The sequence below is a fragment of the Cobetia sp. SIMBA_158 genome (assembly GCF_046566945.1).
Classification (GTDB): Bacteria; Pseudomonadota; Gammaproteobacteria; order Pseudomonadales; family Halomonadaceae; genus Cobetia; species Cobetia amphilecti.
Window position 1 is genome coordinate 1 of record NZ_JAWJYL010000359.1, and the last position, 273, is coordinate 273.

Annotated in this window: 1 protein-coding gene; it reads left to right on the top strand. The window is 35.2% G+C overall.

Annotated features, from left to right (window positions below):
- Positions 1–42 precede the first annotated feature (42 nt).
- Positions 43–273: SIMPL domain-containing protein (locus R2R70_RS20280; RefSeq protein ID WP_410978940.1), on the top strand; the 231-nt coding region annotated here is incomplete at its 3' end.

Genomic DNA, 273 nt, shown 5'->3' on the forward strand with positions numbered 1-273 from the left:
GTTATATCTTCATTATTTAACTTATTACTCCAAGGAACGAATATGAAACTTTTTATTACTATTTTTCTACTCTTTTCACCACTTACCACTTTTGCTAATTCAAGCGTGCCTGCTAATCGCCATATTGCAGTGCAAGGTACTGCAGAGGTATTGGCAAAGCCTGATATGGCTCAAATATCTTTCGAAGTAATAAGCTTTAAAGACAAATCACTTGACGCTAAACGTGATGTGGATGACCGAGTGAATTTGTTATTTAAAGGGTTAAGCAAGTAT